The sequence below is a fragment of the Geodermatophilus sp. URMC 64 genome (assembly GCF_053502555.1).
The window spans coordinates 4,076,004-4,092,545 of the sequence record NZ_CP199955.1; the positions used below are offsets into that span (position 1 = coordinate 4,076,004).

Here is a 16,542-nt window from a genome sequence, read left to right on the forward strand (position 1 = left end):
CCCCACCGCACGAGCCACCGTCCTCGCGCCCTCGGGCCGGGAACAGGGACCTTCGACCCTGTTCGGATCAGGCCGGGCGGAGGTCCAGTCCCGTGACGACCAGGCACAGGTCGGCCCGGCCGGCGGTGGCCCGGACGGCAGCGTGATCACCCGAGCAGCAGGTGCTTGGCGGCACGGGCGATTTCGGGGTGCGTCCAAGCTCGGATCATCGAGAAGCGTTGACACTCGTTGATGATTGGAATCACGGGTGCGGCAGCGACCTCTCCTCCGCTCCCCGTAGCCAGCCAATGCCTGCTGCCGCCGGGTCGAGGCAAGGGTGGGCCGAAGGCCCATCGCCAAGCGACGCGCCAGCGCCCTTGCCTCGACCTAGACGGTATGGGGGCTGGGGCCCCCGCCACGGACGATCGTGGGTTGCCGCTCAGGGGCGGGCCCTGGCGGTAGAGCCAGAGGCGTGGGGAGGCCCCAGTGATCGGTCAGCGTACGAGTGTCGGCCTGGATGTTCATGCCCGTCCGCTGTCTCTCTCGTGACCTTGCCTGCCGGCAGGTACCGACCCGATCCGACACGAGGGGTGATCTCGGTCCCCCCAGCAAACCGAAGCCGGAACGGCGCTGACCGCAGCCGCGGACGGGGCCAATTCGCCCGACTGGACGCCGAACAAAACCGAGCCATGTCGACGCCAGCCTCACTGGAGAACGCGCAAGATCAGGTGCCACACACCTTTAGCACCGCCGGACCAGGACGTTCCTGGGCAGCGCACCGGCCGCCATTGCCGACCACCGTCTGGTCGCGGCCGCCCAGTCCGGAGACCGAACAGGGCCTCTCCTGTGGATCATGTGCGCGGCGACTGCCGCCGATGTCCTGACACGACCCACTGCGGGAGGCCTGTTCGCGGTGCCAGCCGTTGTCGGGCAGCGCTCAGGCCGCGAGTTGGAACAGGGATGAGACGCCAGTGAGGTCGAGCACCCGGCGAGCGGATCGGGCCAGTCCACGCAGAGCGGGAGGCTGCCCAAGCTCGCGGGAGTTCTTGGTGTGCCGGAGAAGGAAGCCGACCCCGGCGGAGCCGAGGTGCGTCACCCCGGCCAGATCGACCACATCGATCACCGGGGCGTGCAGAGCGGAGTGGTGGGTCTCGTAGGCGGCGATCGCAGCGTCGTCGATATCCCCGACCAAGCGCAGGACCTGTGACCCGTTGTCAGATTCCATCGTGATGCGACCGGACGGCCGTAACGGAACGAGGACTGGCATATCACCTATGTTCCTTACGCGGCGAGATCAAATCAACACCCTACGCACCCCTTTGCTGGGGGCGACCCCTTCGCGTGGGCCCGCTTCGCTCGCGCTCGGCTGTCGTTGCTGTGCCAGGACGCCGGGCAGCACACCTGGGCATCGCAAACCTCAGCCGTCTCCCGGCGACGTCGTGACCGTCGCCGTCAAGCCGCCGGTAGTGAAGGTGACGGGCTCAAGGCCTGGAGTGGCCGACAGGCGACTGCCGCATCGGGTCGTCGGCTATCGCGCACGGATGAGACCCCACCGTCGAGTCGTACTGGAGAAGTTCGCCGGTCGAACTGGAGGTCGTGTTCCTACGGTCCGCGGCCGTGATGTCGCTGCACAAGCTGACCGCCGGCACCCCAGGAGCGGTCACCTCGTTTGTCGCGAGCCCAGCCGCCAGGCGAAGAGCCGACAAGGGCGGGTCATCGGAGTCGACGTCGAGCAGATACAACGGGTCGACGCCCAGCGCGGCCGCGAGCCGGGGCACGAACCGAGGCCGCGGACGTTCGAGCCCTAATTCCCAAACCCGGATGCGCGCTGGGCTCGAGAGTTCCAGTCTCGTCGCCAGCTCTTCCCTGGTAAGCCCTTTGGCCTCGCGGGCAGCGTGCAGGCGGTCGCCTCGAAGCAGCGGCCGCGCCACGGCAGCCCCCCATGACCGTTCGGTGAACACCCGCCCGTGGCGCTGCACCCTAGCGGCCACCGTGGCCTCACAAGACCTACTCGCCAGCACGACACACGGGCACGCAGTCGGATAGGCACTGGAGCGAACCAAAGGATGTGCGTCAGCTGGGCGCCGGAGCGCTCCGCCGTCGTTCAGCGACCGTTCGTCCACTGGAGAACTTCCGCAGGGATCACGACAAGCGGTGCAGTGCCTTACGAACAGGGACTGGAGAAGAACTGGAGGACGGCGTGCTGGGCGACGGCGCAACCGCGAGAGGGCTATCGAAAGCGCCTGAGTCGTCGTAATGAAGCAACCGAGCCGAGGTGCCAAGACTGCAGGAAAACCGGAAGCGCCCTCCCCAGACTCTCGGCCATGAGACCTGCAGCCCCACTCCGGCCGCGGCGTCCTCTATGGCGGCCAAGGTGCAACCCGGTCGTCGACACCGGCCCCGACTCCGCGGAGTCCGCGGACGAGCGGTCATCCCCTTGCAGGACGGCTCCTGATGTCTAGGACGGCCACGGCACAGGCATCCCTGAACGAACGGCACGATCCGCTGCCGACCGTCGCCCAGGCCGGGGATTACCTGGGAACCGGAGAACGGTTCATCCGCCGGCTGATCGCTCAAAGGCGGATCCCCTACGTCAAGCTCGGCAAGTACGTCCGGCTCCAGCGCTCGGCCCTCGACGCCTTCATCGACGCGGGGCGGGTCGCGAGCGAGCCCTGATCGGCGGGCGCCCCACACCGTGGGAGCCATGCACGCCGCGCGGCGCGCACCACCTGGGGCCGGCGCACCGACCCCGGGCCCGGAACGGGCGCGCGCGATGGGCAGGCCGAGGCACTCCTCCCCCGGCTGCCGGAGGTCTGCACAGGTGTCGGGGTGTCGGAGGCGCTTCCTCGGCCACGCCCGCGCCAGCGAACAACATCGGGTGGGTTCGGCGAACGCCACTCCACCCGAGCGAGGCCTGCGGAACCCGACCCAGACACGCCCGAGCCCCTCTCGCGTCACGGCCGAGGCGGCCGTCGACCCCGGCGCTGAAAGTCGCCCCCGTATCCCGCAAAAGGGGTCACGGGTTCATGACCACGGTGGCGGCCCCGCTGCGGCCGCCACCGCGCATCGCGGCGGCGGCGTGCCGCCCTGCCGGCCTCCCGACGGGATTCCCACCTTGCGCAGGAACCGGCCAAAAGATCCGCGCCCACCAGCCACCGGCCGGCGGCGGCCAGGAAAACTGTGGGTAAAGCGTGGGGCCAGACCCTTGAGCGGGCGACCACACCGCGTTGAGCTGGAGCTTGCTCCCCCGATTGGACTCGAACCAATAACCCTGCGATTAACAGTCGCATGCTCTGCCAATTGAGCTACGGGGGACGGGCGGGCGTCGCCCGCGCGCCCGCCCAGGTTACCTCACGCCGGCCAGGCGACCGGGACCGCCCCGCTGGGCCGCGAGTGCGCGTCGCCACAGGTAGCGTGATCGCCGACGTTCCCAGTCCCCGGAGGTCTTCGTGGCGAAGCTGTCCTTCCTCGCCGGTTTCGGCGCCGGCTACGTGCTCGGTGCGCGCGCCGGGCGCGAGCGGTACGAGCAGATCCGCCGGGCGTGGGAGCACGCCAAGGATGACCCGCGGCTGCAGAGCGTCGCTGGCATGGCCCAGGCCCGCGCCGACGCGGTCGCGCAGTCCGTCAAAGCGAAGATGGGCAGCGACGCCCCGCGCTGAGCTACTCCGGGGAGTCCGCGGCGACGGCGTCGGCGAGTTTCTGCCGCGCCACCTCGCGCGCCTCGGGGTCGCTGCGGTCGGCGTCGTCGTCGAACACGACGGTCCACTCCCGCACGGCCTGACCGGGCACGCGACGGGCCACGAGGATCACCCCTCCCCCGCCGGGCAGCGGGGCGCGGCGGCTGGCGACGACGGTCTGGTCGACCCGACGGCGGACGACGGCGGGCAGATCGCCGGCGTCGCTGAGCGCGTGCCGCTCGACCGGCAGCCGCGCCTGCACACCAGGCTCCACCTCGGTCAGCGGGGTGACGGCGAACGTGCCGCCGGTGCCGGCCGCCGTCCACGCCGCGTGCCCGACCTCGTGCCACGGGAGCAGGCCCACCTCCCCCGCCCGGTCCAGGCCGAGATCGGCCGGCACGCGGCGCAGGCCCCGCGACGTCGCCACCAGCCAGCCCGCGTCGCGCGCCAGCACGCCCCAGGCCAGGACCCGCTCGTCGGCGTCGGGCGAGGCCTGCACCACCGCGCGCACCGGCTCGGGTGGCCGCGTCCAGCGGCGCCGGACGCGGTCGAGCAGGCTCACGGGGTCAGCCCGCCCATGGCCCGCTCGCGCAGCGACCGCGCCTGCTGCTCCAGCGCCAGCAGCTTCATGAACGCCTTGTTGTAGGCGTCGGCCTCCTCGACCGGGTTCATCCGCTGCAGCCGGCCCTTGAGCGCGGCCACCTGGCGGACGGTGGCCATCTCCTGCAGCCGGGCGAGGATCGCGTTGACGTACACGGTGTCGGACTCGCCCCCGACCGAGCGCATCGGCTCGACGGCCAGCGCGGTCAGCTGCGCCCGCGCGGTCTCCCGGTCGCAGTGCCGCGCCACCTCCTCCAGCCACTCCGGGCCGGTCACCCGCGCACTCGCCGCTCCCCCGGCGGCGGCCACCGCCGAGGCCACCGCGGCGTAGTCCGGATCGGTGTACGAGGCAGGCTCGATCGCGTCGAACGACGGCCCGGCGATCTCCGGCACCTGCAGCGCAGCCTTCACCGCCTCGCGCTCCACCCCGACCGCGACGTCGTCCGGGCTGCGCCTCGGCAGCCGCGCCCGGCCGCGGGACGGCGTCGGCACGTCGCCGCCGGCGATCCGGCGCACCCGGTCGAGCACCTCGGCCTCGTCGGTGTTGCCGATCAGCCCGGCCAGCCGCCGGGCGTAGGCCGGACGCAGCGCGTGGTCCTTGATCTGGGCGAGCAGCGGCGCGGTGCGCTCCAGCGCGGCGACACGGCCCTCGACGGTGTCGAGGTCGTACTCGCCGAGCGTGGTCTTGAGGACGAACTCGATCAGCGGCGACCGCCGGGCGACCAGGTCACGGACGGCGGCGTCGCCGTGGGCCTGCCGCAGCTCGCAGGGATCCCGTCCGTCGGGCTCGACCGCGACGAAGGTCTGCGCGACGAAGCGCTGGTCCTCCTTGAACGTCTTCATCGCCGCCGCCTGGCCGGCCGCGTCGCCGTCGAAGGTGTAGACGACCTCGCCGCGGAACTCGTCCTGGTCCATGAGCAGCCGGCGCAGCACGCTGATGTGCTCGGGGCCGAACGCGGTGCCGCAGGAGGCGACCGCCGTCGTCACCCCGGCCAGGTGGCAGGCCATGACGTCGGTGTAGCCCTCGACCACCACCGCCTGGTGCCGCCGAGCGATGTCCCGCTTGGCCCGCTCGATGCCGTAGAGCACCGAGCTCTTCTTGTACAGCGGCGTCTCGGGGGTGTTGAGGTACTTCGGGCCCTGGTCGTCGTCCATGAGCTTGCGCGCGCCGAAGCCGATGACGTCGCCGGTGATGTCGCGGATCGGCCAGATCAGCCGGCGGTGGAACCGGTCGATGAGCGACCCGCGGCTGGACTCCTTCGCCAGCCCCGCGGTGACCAGCTCCTGCTGGCTGAAGCCCTTGCCGCGCAGGTGCCGGGTGAGGGCGTCCCAGCCGCCCGGGGCGAAGCCGCAGCCGAAGTCGAGCGCGACCTGCCGGTCGAAGCCGCGGTCGGCGAGGAACTGCCGGGCCGGCGCGGCCTCGGGGCTCTTCAGCTGCTCGGCGTAGAACTCGGCGGCCGCGGTGTTCGCGGCGACCAGCCGGGCCCGCTGGCCGGCCTGAGCCCGGTCGGGCGCGCCGGTGGGCCGCCCCCCGTCGTCCTCGTAGTGGAGCTGCACACCTGCCTTGCCGGCCAAGTGCTCGACCGCCTCGGAGAAAGAGAGGTGATCGACCTTCTGGATGAAGGCGATGACGTCTCCGCCTTCCCCGCAGCCGAAGCAGTGGTAGAGCCCGCGCGAGGGCGTGACGTGGAACGACGGCGACTTCTCGTCGTGGAAGGGGCAGAGCCCCTTCAGGCTGCCGCCGCCGGCGCGCTTGAGCTGCAGGTGCTCGCCCACGATCTCGTCGATCCGGCTGCGCTCGCGCACCAGCGCGATGTCTGCGGCCCGGATGCGTCCCCGCCCGGCCATCAGCTGCTTCCTCCCGCCACGGCCGCGCCGGCCCCCGCCGCGACCGCGGTGTTGCGCCGGTTGATCACCAGTTCGGCCCACAGCAGGAACACCTGCTGCTCGATCGTCAGCCCCTCGGCAGAGAGCGTCGGCCGCGGCGACCAGCGGCCGGTCGACCCGCTCTCGGCGACCTGCCGGCCACCGGAGAGGTAGCTGTGGGTGCCCTTCCAGAGCGACGCCGACCGCAGCTCCACCGGCGTCCCCTCGAGGTCCAGCGACCAGGCGCCCTTCCAGGACGACGTCTGCCGGGCCGTCAGGCGCACCGTCCCGTCCGGATCCGCCGCGCGGCGCGCGGTGAGCTCTCCCTTCCGCTTGGCGTAGACCCACTCCTGATCGCCGATGACCGCCGTGGCGGCCTCCTTCCAGTTCGACGCGCGCAGCGTCGCCACCACGGCACCGTCGCGGAGCACCGGCACCGTGCCCTTCTCCGCACCGGCCGAGCCGGCCTTGCCCAGTTCGAGCACCGGTGCCTCCTCAGCCGATCCCGGGCGCGCCGGCGACGCTCTCGCCGGTCGCGCGGTAGAGGAGGTAAGCCGCCGTCTCGCGCAGGATGTAGCGGAACTGGGTCGCGCGGGTCTGCACCGCCGGCCCCTGCCGGGTCGGCGAGCTCTCCGCCTCGATGCCCAAGTCCTCCGCCATCCGCTCGGCGCGCATGGCGTGCCACGGATCGGTGACCAGCACCGCGGAGGTCCACCCGCGGTCGGCGAACGCCGTCCCCACGACCCGCATGCTCTCCAGCGTGTCGACGCCCTCCGGCACGGCCAGCAGCGAGTCGACCGGGATGCCGGCGTTCGCCAGGTAGTCGCGCCCGGCCTCGGCCTCGGTGAACTGGTCACCGGCCTTCTTGCCGCCGACGGTCACCACCACCGGCGCGACGCCGTCCTCGTAGAGCGCCAGCGCGTGCTCCAGCCGGGCCTCGAAGATCGACGAGGGCACGCCGTTGTACTGCGCCGAGCCCAGGACGACGATCGCGTCGGACTGCGGGCGCGAGTCCTGGCGGGCGGTGTACCAGATGGCCAGGGCGGTGGAGGTCACGAACAGCACGAGGGCCAGCACGACGGCCGCGACCACCCTGCCCACCAGACTGCCGAGCCGCACCCCCACGCGTCATGGGTACCACGCGACACCGACGCCGTGAGGCGCCTGGGGACGGTGTGCCGTCAGGACCCCGAGCCGACGAGCCCGGTCTCGTAGGCGAGGATCACCGCCTGCACCCGGTCCCGCAGGCCCAGCTTGGCCAGGATGCGGGTGACGTGCGTCTTCACGGTCGTCTCCGCCAGGTACAGCTCGGCGCCGATCTCGGCGTTGGACAGCCCCCGGGCCATCGCGCGCAGGACGTCCAGCTCGCGTTCGGTCAGGCCCGTCAGCTCCGCCGGCACCGTCCCGGCCCGGGACGGCGGCGGACGGCGGACGAAGCTCTCGACGAGCCGGCGGGTGACGCTGGGCGCCAGCAGCGTCTCCCCCGCCGCGCACGCGCGCACCGCCTCGGCCAGCCGGCCCGACGGCGTGGTCTTGAGCAGGAAGCCGGAGGCGCCCGCACGCAGGGCCTCGAGCACGTACTCGTCCAGGTCGAACATGGTCAGGACGAGGACGCGCGTCCCCGGGCAGGAGTCGAGCACCTCCCGGGTGGCCCGCAGGCCGTCGCCGCCGGGCATCTCGACGTCCATCAGGACGACGTCCGGCGCCAGGGCGCGCGCCGCGGCGACCGCCGACGGGCCACTGGAGGCCTCCCCCACCACCTCGATCGCCGGGTCCGCGCCGAGGATCGCCGCCACGCCGTCCCGCAGCAGGTCGTGGTCGTCGGCGATCAGCACCCGGATCCGGTCGCTCATGCGCCGCTCGCCGCCAGAGCCGGAAGCCAGGCCCGCACGCGGAAGCCCGTCCCGTCGGGCCGGGGGCCGGCGTCGAACTCGCCGCCGAGCCGGTGCACCCGCTCGGCGAGGCCGACCAGGCCGTAGCCGCGGCGCGACTCCCGCGCCGGGCCGGGCCCGTCGTCGGCGACCTCCACGGTGACCCCCGCCCCCTGCGCCCGGACCAGCACGGTGACGGCGGCGCCGGGCGCGTGCCGGACGACGTTGGTCAGGGACTCCTGGACGATCCGGTAGACGACCGGGGCCGCCTCGCCCGCCGGCGTCCCCTCCACGACGAGCCGGACCGCCAGCCCCCCGCCGCGCATGCGGTCGACGAGCGCGGTCAGCGCGTCCTCCTCGCCGCCCGTGGACACGGGGGCGCCGAGGGCGCCGGTGTCGATCACCGCCAGGAGCCGCGCCAGCTCCCGCGAGGTTTCGTCCGCCGTGCGCCGCACCACGTCCAGGGCCCGCTGTGCCCGTGCCGGATCGGTGTACCGGGTCGCGAGCGCCGCGCCCGCCTGCATCACCATCACCCCGATCGCGTGCGACACGACGTCGTGCAGCTCGCGTGCGACGGCCAGCCGTTCCTGGCGCACCGCGGCCTGCGCCGCCGCGTCGAGCTCGGCGGCCCGCCGGTCGGCACGGGCCCGCGCCGACCGGCCCCACGCGTCACTGGCCCGGACGACGGCCCCGCCCGCGGTGGCGACCCCGAGCAGCACGAGCGTGAACGGCAGGTTGTCCGGGTCCTGGATGCCGATACCGGCCGCGGCACCCGCCCAGAGCAGCACCAGCCCGGTCGCACCGGGAAGGGGACGCGCGGCCGCCGCGGTCGCCCACGCCAGCACCCCGAGGGTCGCGATGATCCAGAAGCCGCTGGCGATCGGCCGGGTGAGGGCGCTGACCGCGAAGACCAGCCCGCACGCGGCCGCGCCGGCCGCGGGCGCGGGTCGGCGCAGCACGACCGTCGCTGCCGCTGCAGCTGCCAGCGTCACCGACAGCGGGTCGTCACCGACGCCCGGCCGCACCTCGGCGCCGTAGGCGAACTGCTCCGCGATCGCCAGCGCCGTGACGGCGGCGGCGGGCACGACGTCCCCGCGGGCGATCCGCGGGCCGGGCGCGGGCGGGAGCTGCTCGGCGGCGGAGGCGGCGTCGGCCTCCCGCAGCAGGCCGAGCAGCCGCCGCAGCTCGACACCCGCGCGCTCGCCCTCCTCCTGCACCGCGAGCAGCGCCGGTGTCGGGTCGTCGTCCCACCGGCGGGCCGCGGTCTCGGCGGCGTCGCCCATCCGGCCGGCCGCCGTCCGGACCACTTCGTGGATGTCGGCCGCCAGGCGGGACCGCTCCCCGGCCACCGCGGCCGCCGCGACGGCGTCGACCGGCGTCCCCGCGAGCCGGGTGGCCCGCGCGCGCTCGCCGACCGCCCGCCGTCCCGCCCGTCCCGCCAGCCGGACGGCGGCCAGCAGGGTCAGCGCCAGCACGCTGAGGAACAGCAGCTCCGGCCAGCCGGCGTCCTCGCTCAGCAGGACCGCGAGCGCCGCTGCGCCGACCGCCGGGACGGCGGCTGCGGCGGTGAGCACGCGGGAGCGCGACACACGAGGACCGTAGCCATTCCCGGCGGCCCGGGACGTCGTCCGAACGTCGTACCCGGGTCGTCCGCAGGTCGGCTCGGGCACGGTCCCGCGGGTGGACGACCGCCCGGGCCGGCGTTCCTAGCGTCCGTGGTGCCGCGCATCGACAGCCGGTGCGCCCGACGAAGGAGCGATCCATGAACCAGTTGACTCGAGCGGCGCTGGGCGTCGCGGTGGCGGCGTCGGTCTTCTCGGTCGCCGACGCGGTGCTGCGGGCCACGACCGACGTCGTCCCGCCCTGGGACGCCGACCACGGGACGGCGTGGGGCTACGCCGGGGCCGCGATCCTCCTGTCGGTGACCTTCGTGGTGCTGGCCGCGGTTCTCGTCCGGGCTGCCGACTCCATCGATGCCGGCAGCGCCGCACGCCGCTGGATCCGCCGCGTGCTCGCCGCCGATCTGGTCGTCCTGGCCGTGGGGGGCGCGGTGTCGACCGCCACCGCTGCATCGGTTCTCGGCGCGGTCGCCGGGGTGAGCTTCCTCCTGATGTTCGTGCTCGCGGTCGTCCTGGGCGCCACACTGCTGCGCCGCCCGGAGACGCGGGGACCGGCCACCGTGCTGGTGGCCACGCTGCCGGTGATCGGCCTGACCTTCCTGGTGGAGGCCCTCGCCCCGGGCTGGGGTCACCCCGCGTACGCGGAGACGGCGGTGTACGTCGGGCTCGCCCTGCTCGGCCGCAGCGCCGTGGCCGCGCCGGTCCCGACCGGGCCCTTGGCGGCGGCCCGCGGCTGATCGGGGGGCGGGGTGCGGGGCGAGGTGGTCGTCCCGCACCCCGTGCTGGTCACGAGCCGACGTGCTCCGCGCCCAGCGCCGCCCGGCCGGCCTCCAGCCGCGCCACCGGCACCCGGAACGGCGAGCAGGAGACGTAGTCGAGGCCGACCTCGTGGAAGAAGTGCACGGAGTCCGGGTCGCCGCCGTGCTCGCCGCAGACGCCCAGCTTGAGCTCGGGGCGCCCGCGGCGGCCCCGCTCGACGGCGAACGAGACCAGCCGGCCGACGCCGTCGCGGTCCAGCGACTCGAACGGCGAGACGCCGAAGATCCCCTTGTCCAGGTAGGCGTGGAAGAACGCCGCCTCGACGTCGTCCCGCGAGAACCCCCACGTCATCTGGGTCAGGTCGTTGGTGCCGAACGAGAAGAACTCCGCCGACTGCGCGATCTCCTCCGCCGTCAGAGCCGCGCGCGGGACCTCGACCATCGTGCCGATCGGGACCTTCATGTCGACGCCGTGCTCCTTGCACACCTCGGTGATGACCCGCTCGGCCTCCTCGCGGATCGCCTCGAGCTCCTGCACCGCGCCCACCAGCGGGATCATGATCTCCGGCCGCGGGTCGCCGCCGGCTTTCATCCGCTCGCAGGTGGCCTCGACGATCGCCCGCACCTGCATGTTGAACAGGCCCGGCACGACCAGGCCCAGCCGCACACCGCGCAGCCCCAGCATCGGGTTCTGCTCGTGCAGCCGGCGGACGGCGGCCAGCAGGCGCAGGTTCCCCTCGTCCGGGTGGCCCTGCGCCTCGGCCACGGCCACCCGCACCGACAGCTCGGTGAGGTCGGGGAGGAACTCGTGCAGCGGCGGGTCGAGCAGCCGCACGGTCACCGGCAGCCCGTCCATGGCCTCGAAGATCTCGGTGAAGTCCTGCTTCTGCAGCGGCTCCAGCGCGTCGAGCGCGGCCTGCCGCTCCTCGTCGCCCTCGGCGAGGATCAGCTTCTCCACCAGCTGCCGCCGGTCGCCCAGGAACATGTGCTCGGTCCGGCACAGGCCGATGCCCTGCGCGCCGAAGCGCCGGGCCCGGGCGGAGTCCTCCGGGGTGTCGGCGTTGGTGCGCACGCCCAGCCGGCGCACCTCGTCGGCGTGGGTGAGGATCCGGTGCACGGCCTTCACCAGGTCGTCGGCGTCCGCGGCGTCGGGGTCCAGCTCGCCCTCGAAGTAGCGGACGACGGACGACGGCTCGACCGGCACCTCACCCAGCCAGACGCGGCCGGTGGAGCCGTCGATGGAGAGGACGTCGCCCTCGTTCACGACCGTGCCGTCGGGCGCGGTGAACTTGCGCGCCTTGGTGTCGACCTGCAGCTCCTCGGCGCCGCAGACGCAGGTCTTGCCCATGCCGCGGGCGACCACGGCGGCGTGCGAGGTCTTGCCGCCGCGGCTGGTGAGCACGCCCTGGGCGGCGATCATCCCGGAGAGGTCGTCGGGGTTGGTCTCCCGGCGGACCAGGACGACCTTCTCCCCCGACTGCGCCCAGCGGACGGCGGTCTCGGAGTCGAACACCGCCTTGCCGACGGCGGCGCCGGGTGAGGCGTTCATGCCCTGGGTGAGCTGCTGGGCGTCCCCGCCGGAGACGAACCGCGGGAACATCAGCTGCGCGAGCTGGTCGCCGGTGACCCGCCGGACCGCCTCGTCCATGTCGATGAGGCCCTCGTCGACCAGTTGGGTGGCGATGCGGAAGGCCGCGCCGGCGGTGCGCTTGCCCACGCGGGTCTGCAGCATCCAGAGCTTGTTGCGCTCGACGGTGAACTCGATGTCGCACAGGTCGCGGTAGTGGCCCTCGAGCCGGGCCATGATCGACATGAGCTCGTCGTAGGCGCCCTTGTCGATCGTCTCCAGCTCGGTGAGCGGCACGGTGTTGCGGATGCCGGCGACGACGTCCTCACCCTGGGCGTTCTGCAGGTAGTCGCCGTAGACGCCCTGCTCGCCGCTGCCCGGGTCACGGGTGAACGCGACACCGGTGCCGGAGTCCATGCCGAGGTTGCCGAACACCATCGCGACGACGTTGACCGCGGTGCCGGCGTCGCCGGGGATGCGCTCGCGGCGCCGGTAGAGGATCGCCCGATCGGCGTTCCACGAGTCGAAGACGGCGTTGATCGCGAGGTCCATCTGCTCGCGCGGGTCCTGCGGGAAGTCGCGGCCGGCGTGCTCCCGGACGATCGCCTTGTACCGGCCGACGACGTCCCGGAGGTGCTCGGTGTCGAGGTCGAGGTCCAGCTCGGTGCCCTGCTCGCGCTTGACGGCGTCGAGGGCCTCGTCGAACAGCTCGCCCTCGATGCCGAGGACGGTCTTGCCGAACATCTGGATCAGCCGGCGGTAGGAGTCCCAGGCGAAGCGCTCGCTGCCGGACTGCGCGGCCAGCCCCTGCACCGACTCGTCGTTGAGGCCGACGTTGAGGACGGTCTCCATCATCCCGGGCATGGAGGCGGCGGCGCCGGAGCGCACCGACACCAGCAGCGGGTCGGCCGGGTCGCCGAGGGTCTTGCCCATCGCCTTCTCGAGCGCGGTCAGGTGGTCGGTGACCTGGTCGGCGAGGTCGGGCGGGGTGTCGCCGTGCTCCAGGTAGTACCGGCACGCGTCGGTGGTGATCGTGAAGCCGGGTGGGACGGGCAGGCCCAGGTTGGTCATCTCGGCGAGGTTCGCGCCCTTGCCGCCGAGGAGGTCCTTCTGGTCCTTGTTGCCCTCGCTGAAGTCGTAGACCCACTTCGCGGTCGACGACTGCCCGCTTCCACCCACCGTGCACCTCCGCGCTCGCCAGCCCCCGCCCGATGTCCGTCCATCGTGGTGCAGGACGGGCGAGAACAGCAGACGTCTGGGACGTCCGTTCGAGAATGTTGGTGGTGATCGTGGCGGACGGCGGGCGGCACCGCGAGCCCTGGGGCGGGTGACACGGGTCACCGGGCGCCGGCGGCCCGCCGGCGCGTGGCAGGCGCACCCGCTGCTCAGAAGGGATCTCGCGGCGAGGGCTCAGCCGGCCGCCGCAGTGCCGCAGACGCGCGCGCCGCCCTCGTTCACGAGGGTGAGGACGGTGCTGCTCACGGCGTCGCCGTCGGTCCAGCGGACCTCCACCTGCTGCGCGTCGCCGTCCTCCGTGGTGTCCCCGATCCGGGGCGTGCCCGGGCGCAGGTACTCGGCGGCGACGTCCGCCGGCTGCAGGCGGGCCCGCTCGTCGGCGCACAGCAGGCCGTAGGCGGTCTCGACGTCGTCCTGCTGGAGGGCGGCGAGGAAGACGCCGGCCGCCTCGGTGGCCTGCTCCCCCGCCGATCCGCGGACCACCAGCAGGGCGACGGCGGCGGCCACCGCGACCAGCACCGTGCCGCCGAAGATCGCGACCAGCAGGCCGCGCCGGCTGCGGCCGGTGCCGGTGTGCAGGTCCTCCGGGCCCTCGTCGTAGAGATAAGGCCCGGTGCTCATGGCTCGACTCCGGTCTCGATCCGCTCCTCGCTCGTTCCTCGCTGCGATGCTCCCTCGACCGTCATCTTCGCGTCGGTCATCCGCCGCTGACCCCCAGCTCGGCGCCGGCCGGCGGGCGCGGGTCGTCGCGGTCGGCGAGCCATCCCTCGGGCAGGGCGACCGGCCGCGGCGGGCTGGTCCGCCCGCGCGGGGCGCCGAGGACCTCCACCGGGTAGGGCTGGTCGGGGATCCGGTCGAGCAGCCCGGCCAGCTCGTCGAGGCCGCTCACCATCGCCAGCGCCCGGCGGACGTCGGAGCCGACCGAGAAGCCCTTGAGGTACCAGGCGACGTGCTTGCGGAAGTCGGTGCAGCCGTGCCGCTCCCCCTGCTCCTCGCTGAGCAGCTCGGCGTGCCGGTACATGACCGCGGCCACTTCCCGGAGGGTGGGCAGGCGGCGGGACGGCTCACCGGCGAAGGCGGCGGCCAGGTCGCCGAACAGCCACGGGCGGCCGAGGCAGCCGCGGCCGATCACCACGCCGGCGCACCCCGTCTCGGCGATCATGCGCAGCGCGTCGTCCGCCTCCCAGATGTCGCCGTTGCCGAGCACCGGGATGCCGACCGCCTCGACCAGGCGGGCGATGGGCGACCAGTCGGCGGTGCCGCTGTAGAGCTGGTCGGCGGTGCGGCCGTGCAGCGTGATCGCGGCGGCGCCGGCGTCCTCGGCGATCCGGCCGGCCTCCAGGTACGTGTGGTGCTCGTCGTCGATGCCGATCCGCGTCTTCACCGTGACCGGGACGTCGCCGGCTGCCCGCACCGCGGCCCGGACGATGTTGCCGAACAGCACCCGGCGCCACGGCAGCGCCGAGCCGCCGCCCTTGCGGGTCACCTTGGGCACCGGGCAGCCGAAGTTGAGGTCGATGTGCGCGGGGCGGGTGCCGGCGACGCCCTCGTCGACCAGCATCTCCACCGCGCGGCCGACCGTCGCCGGGTCGACGCCGTAGAGCTGGACGGAGAACGCGTCCTTCTCGTCCGGCGTCGCGCGGACCATCTGCAGCGTCTTCTCGTTGCGCTCGACCAGCGCCCGCGTGGTGATCATCTCGCAGACGTAGAGGCCGGCCCCGAACTCGCGGCACAGCGTGCGGAACGCGGGGTTGGTGATGCCGGCCATCGGGGCGAGGACGACGGCCGGGTCGACGGTGAGCTCGCCCAGCCACAGCGGCGCGATCGCCGTCGCCGGCTCGAGCGTGCTGGTCATGCAACCCAGGGTAGGCGGCGCCGTCGGTGCGCTTTGTCGCGATGAAGCACGCGTGGTTCATCGCGACAAAGCGCACCGTCAGCAGACGGGGAGGCGTTCCTTGAGGTAGGCCTCCACGCGGTCCAGGCCGATGCGCTCCTGGGCCATCGAGTCCCGCTCCCGCACGGTCACCGCGTCGTCCTCGAGGGTGTCGAAATCGACGGTGAGGCAGAACGGCGTGCCGATCTCGTCCTGCCGGCGGTACCGGCGGCCGATCGCGCCGGCGTCGTCGAAGTCGACGTTCCAGCTCTGCCGCAGCGTCGCCGCGAGGTCGCGGGCCTTCGGTGACAGGTCGGCGTTGCGCGACAGCGGCAGGACGGCGGCCTTGACCGGCGCCAGCCGCGGGTCCAGCCGCAGCACCGTGCGGACGTCGACACCGCCCTTGGTGTTGGGCGCCTCGTCCTCGGAGTAGGCCTCGATCAGGAAGGCCATCAGCGAGCGGGTGAGCCCGGCCGCCGGCTCGATCACGTACGGCGTCCAGCGGGTGTTGCTGGCCTGGTCGAAGTAGATCAGGTCGACGCCGGAGTGCTCGGAGTGCGTCTTGAGGTCGAAGTCGGTGCGATTGGCGATGCCCTCGAGCTCACCCCACTCCGAGCCCTGGAAGCCGAAGCGGTACTCGATGTCGACGGTGCGCGTCGAGTAGTGCGACAGCTTCTCCTTCGGGTGCTCGTAGTGGCGCAGGTTGTCCCGGGCGATGCCGAGGTCGGTGTACCAGCGGGTGCGCTCGTCGATCCAGTACTGGTGCCACTCCTCGTCGGTGCCGGGCTCGACGAAGAACTCCATCTCCATCTGCTCGAACTCGCGGGTCCGGAAGATGAAGTTGCCCGGGGTGATCTCGTTGCGGAAGGACTTGCCGATCTGGCCGATGCCGAACGGCGGCTTCTTGCGCGCGGCGCCGCTGACGTTGGCGAAGTTGACGAAGATCCCCTGCGCGGTCTCCGGCCGCAGGTAGTGCAGCCCCGACTCGTCCTCGACCGGGCCGAGGTAGGTCTTCAGCATCATGTTGAAGTCGCGCGGCTCGGTCCACGCGCCCTTCGTGCCGCAGTTCGGGCAGCTGATGTCGACCAGCCCGGCGGCCGGCGGCCGGCCCTTCTTCGCCTCGAAGTCCTCCTCGAGGTGGTCTGCCCGGAACCGGTGGTGGCAGCTCTGGCACTCGGTCAGCGGGTCGGAGAAGACGCCGACGTGGCCGGAGGCCACCCACACCTGCCGCGGCAGGATCACCGAGGAGTCCAGGCCGACGATGTCGTCCCGGCTCTGGACGACGGTGCGCCACCACTGCCGCTTGATGTTCTCCTTGAGCTCGACGCCCAGGGGCCCGTAGTCCCAGGCGGAGCGGGTGCCGCCGTAGATCTCACCGGACGGGAAGACGAAGCCCCGTCGCTTGCAGAGGTTGACCACCTTGTCGAGGCGGGCGGGGTCGTGCTGGGACGTGCTGGCGTTCGCGGGCGCTGCCACGGGGGCTCCATCCGGCTGGC

General features: G+C 73.0%; 15 protein-coding genes and 1 tRNA gene. 3 read left to right on the top strand and 13 right to left on the bottom strand.

The genetic code is table 11. The annotated features are described in order from the left end of the window. Nucleotides 1-916: 916 nt before the first annotated feature. Entirely contained in the window at nt 917-1,204 is a 288-nt protein-coding gene (locus ACWIYF_RS19830) for an STAS domain-containing protein (RefSeq protein WP_448624541.1), read from the bottom strand. A 256-nt stretch (nt 1,205-1,460) separates the two neighbouring features. Beyond that, complete coding sequence (locus ACWIYF_RS19835; RefSeq protein WP_448624542.1) at nt 1,461-1,910, bottom strand: helix-turn-helix domain-containing protein; 450 nt, start codon at nt 1,908-1,910, stop codon at nt 1,461-1,463. Nucleotides 1,911-2,433: 523 nt separating this feature from the next. On the opposite strand from ACWIYF_RS19835, the gene ACWIYF_RS19840 reads away from it, so the two are divergent. Next, entirely contained in the window at nt 2,434-2,655 is a 222-nt protein-coding gene (locus tag ACWIYF_RS19840; protein ID WP_448624543.1) for a helix-turn-helix domain-containing protein, read from the top strand. Nucleotides 2,656-3,221: 566 nt separating this feature from the next. Here the strand turns inward: ACWIYF_RS19840 and ACWIYF_RS19845 are convergent. Beyond that, nucleotides 3,222-3,294: transfer RNA gene (locus tag ACWIYF_RS19845), tRNA-Asn, on the bottom strand. 134 nt (nt 3,295-3,428) lie between these two features. On the opposite strand from ACWIYF_RS19845, the gene ACWIYF_RS19850 reads away from it, so the two are divergent. Continuing rightward, nucleotides 3,429-3,638 (top strand): hypothetical protein, encoded by a 210-nt coding sequence (locus tag ACWIYF_RS19850; protein ID WP_448624544.1) that lies wholly within the window; start codon nt 3,429-3,431, stop codon nt 3,636-3,638. A gap of 1 nt (nt 3,639) precedes the next feature. Here ACWIYF_RS19850 and ACWIYF_RS19855 read toward each other — a convergent pair whose 3' ends face one another. The 6 genes from ACWIYF_RS19855 to ACWIYF_RS19880 are packed head-to-tail and all read right to left on the bottom strand — an operon-like array spanning nt 3,640 to nt 9,582. Continuing rightward, the gene (locus ACWIYF_RS19855; RefSeq protein WP_448624545.1) at nt 3,640-4,218 is read right to left on the bottom strand and encodes a hypothetical protein; all 579 of its coding nucleotides are present in this window, start codon (nt 4,216-4,218) and stop codon (nt 3,640-3,642) included. Next, nucleotides 4,215-6,104 carry a DNA primase gene (gene dnaG, locus ACWIYF_RS19860; protein ID WP_448624546.1) on the bottom strand — a complete coding sequence of 630 codons (1,890 nt, stop codon included), beginning with the start codon at nt 6,102-6,104 and terminating at the stop codon, nt 4,215-4,217. The genes ACWIYF_RS19855 and dnaG overlap by 4 nt, the downstream gene beginning before the upstream one ends. Beyond that, complete coding sequence (locus tag ACWIYF_RS19865; protein WP_448624547.1) at nt 6,104-6,607, bottom strand: hypothetical protein; 504 nt, start codon at nt 6,605-6,607, stop codon at nt 6,104-6,106. The genes dnaG and ACWIYF_RS19865 overlap by 1 nt, the downstream gene beginning before the upstream one ends. A gap of 10 nt (nt 6,608-6,617) precedes the next feature. Beyond that, nucleotides 6,618-7,247, bottom strand: a complete 630-nt coding sequence (locus tag ACWIYF_RS19870) for a YdcF family protein (protein WP_448624548.1) — start codon at nt 7,245-7,247, stop codon at nt 6,618-6,620. 56 nt (nt 7,248-7,303) lie between these two features. Continuing rightward, on the bottom strand, nt 7,304-7,975 hold the full coding sequence (locus tag ACWIYF_RS19875; protein ID WP_448624549.1) for a response regulator: 672 nt from the start codon (nt 7,973-7,975) through the stop codon (nt 7,304-7,306). After that, nucleotides 7,972-9,582 (bottom strand): sensor histidine kinase, encoded by a 1,611-nt coding sequence (locus ACWIYF_RS19880; RefSeq protein ID WP_448624550.1) that lies wholly within the window; start codon nt 9,580-9,582, stop codon nt 7,972-7,974. Before ACWIYF_RS19880 ends, ACWIYF_RS19875 begins: the two co-directional genes overlap by 4 nt. 173 nt (nt 9,583-9,755) lie before the next feature. Between ACWIYF_RS19880 and ACWIYF_RS19885 the strand changes: the two genes are divergently transcribed. Continuing rightward, the gene (locus ACWIYF_RS19885; protein ID WP_448624551.1) at nt 9,756-10,349 is read left to right on the top strand and encodes a hypothetical protein; all 594 of its coding nucleotides are present in this window, start codon (nt 9,756-9,758) and stop codon (nt 10,347-10,349) included. A gap of 49 nt (nt 10,350-10,398) precedes the next feature. On the opposite strand, the gene ppdK is transcribed toward ACWIYF_RS19885, so the two are convergent. From ppdK to ACWIYF_RS19905, 4 genes are all read right to left on the bottom strand, one after another. Beyond that, a complete protein-coding gene (ppdK, locus tag ACWIYF_RS19890; RefSeq protein WP_448624552.1) occupies nt 10,399-13,116 on the bottom strand; it encodes a pyruvate, phosphate dikinase in 2,718 nt (905 codons plus the stop codon). Nucleotides 13,117-13,347: 231 nt separating this feature from the next. Then, nucleotides 13,348-13,794, bottom strand: coding sequence for an Rv0361 family membrane protein (locus ACWIYF_RS19895; protein ID WP_448624553.1), 447 nt, complete (start codon nt 13,792-13,794; stop codon nt 13,348-13,350). A 76-nt stretch (nt 13,795-13,870) separates the two neighbouring features. Continuing rightward, the gene (dusB, locus tag ACWIYF_RS19900) at nt 13,871-15,028 is read right to left on the bottom strand and encodes a tRNA dihydrouridine synthase DusB (protein ID WP_448624554.1); all 1,158 of its coding nucleotides are present in this window, start codon (nt 15,026-15,028) and stop codon (nt 13,871-13,873) included. Nucleotides 15,029-15,106: 78 nt separating this feature from the next. Continuing rightward, nucleotides 15,107-16,522 carry a glycine--tRNA ligase gene (locus ACWIYF_RS19905; RefSeq protein ID WP_448624555.1) on the bottom strand — a complete coding sequence of 472 codons (1,416 nt, stop codon included), beginning with the start codon at nt 16,520-16,522 and terminating at the stop codon, nt 15,107-15,109. Nucleotides 16,523-16,542 lie beyond the last annotated feature (20 nt).

Excerpts from the sequence above, each read along its gene's own strand:
- ACWIYF_RS19830 (WP_448624541.1), bottom strand. The coding sequence starts at position 1,204 with ATGGAATCTGACAACGGGTCACAGGTCCTGCGCTTGGTCGGGGATATC.
- ACWIYF_RS19840 (WP_448624543.1), top strand. The coding sequence starts at position 2,434 with ATGTCTAGGACGGCCACGGCACAGGCATCCCTGAACGAACGGCACGAT.
- dnaG (WP_448624546.1), bottom strand. The coding sequence starts at position 6,104 with ATGGCCGGGCGGGGACGCATCCGGGCCGCAGACATCGCGCTGGTGCGC.
- ACWIYF_RS19875 (WP_448624549.1), bottom strand. The coding sequence starts at position 7,975 with ATGAGCGACCGGATCCGGGTGCTGATCGCCGACGACCACGACCTGCTG.
- ACWIYF_RS19885 (WP_448624551.1), top strand. The coding sequence starts at position 9,756 with ATGAACCAGTTGACTCGAGCGGCGCTGGGCGTCGCGGTGGCGGCGTCG.
- ACWIYF_RS19895 (WP_448624553.1), bottom strand. The coding sequence starts at position 13,794 with ATGAGCACCGGGCCTTATCTCTACGACGAGGGCCCGGAGGACCTGCAC.
- dusB (WP_448624554.1), bottom strand. The coding sequence starts at position 15,028 with ATGACCAGCACGCTCGAGCCGGCGACGGCGATCGCGCCGCTGTGGCTG.